The 257-nt window shown below is 51.4% G+C and carries 1 protein-coding gene; it reads left to right on the forward strand.

Going from position 1 to position 257, the window contains the following annotated elements:
- On the forward strand, positions 1 to 257 hold a 257-nt coding region (locus tag SAY88_RS25285; protein ID WP_332635191.1), incomplete at both ends, for a hypothetical protein.

Below are 257 nucleotides of genomic sequence, written 5' to 3' on the forward strand. Positions count from 1 at the left end.
GTTTATTATGACGGAGGTTGATCCGGGCGACCAAGAGGAAGATGAGGATGAGAGCCCTGAAGAGTCGACGGTTCTCATCGACGAAGGTGATCGTGGCATTTGCAGGGAACTGACGAGTAGGTTGGTGCTCGCCGTAGCGGCAGCAGCTTTCGGGTCAGCTTTTCAACATGGCTACAACACTGGTGTAGTCAATGCTCCACACGACTTAATATCAAAATGGATTTCTACAGTAAAAACGGAGCGAAGCGGAGAGGCCC

The organism is Halalkalibacter flavus, assembly GCF_036663575.1.
Lineage (GTDB): Bacteria > Bacillota > Bacilli > Bacillales > Bacillaceae_D > Halalkalibacter > Halalkalibacter flavus.